The sequence below is a fragment of the Sphaerochaeta sp. genome (assembly GCF_050178175.1).
GTDB lineage: Bacteria > Spirochaetota > Spirochaetia > Sphaerochaetales > Sphaerochaetaceae > Sphaerochaeta.
The window spans coordinates 1-3,061 of record NZ_JBFXGH010000185.1 but is presented as its reverse complement, the minus strand read 5'-3'; the positions used below and the strand labels follow the sequence as shown (position 1 = coordinate 3,061).

General features: G+C 46.4%; 3 protein-coding genes and 1 pseudogene. 2 read left to right on the top strand and 2 right to left on the bottom strand.

The genetic code is table 11. The features are described 5' to 3' along the window. A pseudogene (garD, locus tag AB7S66_RS12290) lies at positions 1-903 on the top strand (galactarate dehydratase); the annotation flags it as partial. A gap of 351 nt (positions 904-1,254) precedes the next feature. On the opposite strand, the gene AB7S66_RS12285 reads toward garD, so the two are convergent. Together AB7S66_RS12285 and AB7S66_RS12280 are read right to left on the bottom strand one after the other, a co-directional pair. Next, positions 1,255-1,743 (bottom strand): nucleotidyl transferase AbiEii/AbiGii toxin family protein, encoded by a 489-nt coding sequence (locus AB7S66_RS12285; RefSeq protein WP_428520416.1) that lies wholly within the window; start codon positions 1,741-1,743, stop codon positions 1,255-1,257. After that, complete coding sequence (locus AB7S66_RS12280) at positions 1,740-2,396, bottom strand: DUF6088 family protein (protein WP_428520414.1); 657 nt, start codon at positions 2,394-2,396, stop codon at positions 1,740-1,742. Before AB7S66_RS12280 ends, AB7S66_RS12285 begins: the two co-directional genes overlap by 4 nt. Before the next feature lie 188 nt (positions 2,397-2,584). On the opposite strand from AB7S66_RS12280, the gene AB7S66_RS12275 reads away from it, so the two are divergent. Beyond that, on the top strand, positions 2,585-3,061 hold a 477-nt coding region (locus tag AB7S66_RS12275; RefSeq protein WP_428520412.1), incomplete at its 3' end, for a hypothetical protein.

The window sequence follows — 3,061 nt, the reverse complement described above, 5'->3', positions numbered from 1 at the left end:
TGTGAGAAACTCACCGTCGATAAGCTGCTCAGTGATGAAGAGAATACCCCAGAGAATGTCATAATCCTTCAGGACTATCCAGGCTACGGGTCCATGATGGATGCCCTGCTTGCGATGGCAGAGGCCAAGCTCAAGAAACTTGATAAGCGTAAACGCACAACCCTGCCTCTTGGGAAGCTTTGTGTTGGCATGCAGTGTGGGGGCAGTGATGCTTTCAGCGGTGTGACGGCCAATCCAAGTGCAGGCTATGCGAGTGACCTCCTTGTCTCGGGTGGTGCCACTGTGATGTTCAGTGAAGTCACTGAGGTCCGTGACGGGGTGCATCTGCTTGCCGGGCGTTGCAAGGACGAGGAAGCCCTCAAGAAGTTGGTAGCTGAAATCGGCTGGTATGATGAATACCTCGCAAAGGGAGGTGTGGATCGCAGTGCAAATCCTACTCCTGGAAACAAGCAGGGTGGTCTTTCCAATATTGTTGAGAAAGCGATGGGTTCCATCGTGAAGAGTGGACATGCTCCCATAGTCGAGGTGCTCGGCCCTGGTGAGCTTCCTACAAAGAAAGGGCTTATATTCGCTGCCACCCCAGCGAGCGACATTGTCTGCGGTCCCAGCCAGCTTGCCAGCGGCATGACCGTACAGGTCTTCATGACCGGGCGTGGAACGCCGTATGGTTTGGCGGAGGCTCCGGTTATCAAGGTTTCGAGCCGTAATGCCTTGAAGAACAAGTGGCAGGATCTGATCGATCTTGATGCAGGTTCCATTGCTACCGGAGAAGAGACTGTCGAAGTGGTTGGGGAGCGCTTGTTCAACCTGATCCTGGATGTGGCAAGTGGGAAGAAGCCCTTCAGTGAACAGTATGGGCTGAACAACTTCCTCTGTTATTTCAATCCAGCCCCGATTACCTAGTACATCTCCTGTCGATGTAAGGATCCCTTTCTGTATTGAGAGGGGTCTTTGTTTGTATTCATCCTTTTCTCATGTTTTCCGAATGGTTTCTTCATACCCCTATGGTGTAGTATGGCCAGAAGCCAAGAGGCAAGGGAGCTACCCGGAAGAACTCTTGGTGGGAAGTACAGATTCTGAGAACGCCTGCCTGGCTACAAGGCAGGGTAGCAAGGAGAGAGATCCCTTGTCCTGTATCTGAGGTTGTCAGAAGGGCACCAGAATCACTTCCAGGATTTGAAAATTACCTTATAAAAGATACCTCCACCCAACCCAATCCTGCCTAAGAGGATTGGGTTGGGTAGTCACCTGCTCTCATTCTATTTTACTCAGCATTGCAGACTGGTTGAAGCGAACATTCAGAATTCTGATCTGTTTAATCAGGGTTTCATAGTCTATGGATGGTCCATATATGATATTCTCCCTCATAGCTTGATAATCTCGTTTCCAATGATGAGAAATTGCAGTCGGAGGAATGAGATTAATATGTTCTGGTGCAAGCGAAGCATAGTCAAACCCTTTGAGACCAAAGTATTTTTTTCTATGAGTGACAATCTTATTATAGAGGTTTCTATCTTCAATCGCTTTGTGAGCTATTGGGGTATCCATCATTCTTTCAAGGTCATATAAATGGCGACTCATCCGGTCTGTGCGTATTTCGCTAGTTGGTTTATGGAATTCTTCATGGAGAAGGAAGGCCTTTTCAAGAAAGGTTCGTTCGGCGGGAACAATCTTTACTGTGAAGGGTCTTGTGGAAAAAAGGCATGTCTGGGAAAGTTTCGGAGATAAAAGATTGGATATCAACTCGTTCCTGTTCTGTTAGGTCTTTGAGATTCATGTATTATATTCCTTTCATGTAGAATTAGCTCTCTGACCCAATAAGGTGCAAGGATTAGATCTTGCTTCAATTCTTCTTCATGTAACGTTGAAAGGATCCCTTGGATGATTTCTCTGTGTTCAGCAGTAATATTACCGTTGCCAATTTCTCTTATACTTGCAACAAGCAATTGCACTGTTGGATTATGAAAGGATAAATTTTTAGCAGTGGTACGCTTGAATACTATAATTCTTCCATCTTCAAGATTAATCTTTCTAGGAGAGCCATCTGTAAGGAAAACAGCAGATGTAGGTATTTGCATGGTAAATCCTAACGTATACAATGCATAGGAACCTGTAGGAATGATTCTTGATCTCTCCTTCATGGCTATAGCTGTCGCAATATCTTCTAGGGAAGGAGTTGCATAGGTTCCTAAGACGTTTGAAAAACGTGGATGTAGGTATATGCCAGGTCCCAAACGGATGATACGGTTTTGTTGCACCAGTCTCGATAGGATTATATGAATAGCTGTTTGGCCAATATTTTCAAATACATCAGGAAAGAATATAGTTCCTTCCTTCATGCTTTGTATCTGAGTTCTTACTTGTTCTGCTTTTGAAGGGATGTGGTTGCGATTCATATGATATAAATATAACAAAAAAATATATCAAGTTAAGTGTAAAATAGAGAGAAGCAAGAGTCGGGGAAATTGTCCCATCCCACTGAAAAATGAGTCGGCTGACCCTGCCACCTGATTTTACAGTTATGTACGTACCTGTGCTATTGTGGTATGACTTATAATCAGGATAAGCACAGGAGCGGAGTACCATGGAGTTGTTTCACGGACTGGCAGCCCTCTTCTCAGGCAGTGGCAGGGAGTTTCCACCTACCCTCTCAACACGGGCGCGCGCAAAAGGCAGGGCCCTTATAAAGAGATTCTATGCCCTCAACGGTATCTCCATCGTATTTCTCATGGAGAATATCCTTATCCTCTATGCCATTGCCAACGGTGTCTCCGACCCCCTGATTGCCGTGCTTTCTTCCTTTGTCCATCTGACAATGCCATTCATGATCGTCGGCAAGCACCTGGTATCGAAGATCGGGGGGGCACGTACATGGGCACTGGGGTGGTTTCTCCGCTACGTGTTTGCATCCTTTCTGATTGTTGCCCCGATGGTTGCTCCCTATGTGTCCCAATCTGTAGTTTCTGCAATCATACTCGTTGCTGCTTTCGGTTTCGCGCTCTTCAGGAGCATGGGAGTTGTGGCGACTTCGCCGCTTGAGGGTGAGGTAACCACGCCGGAG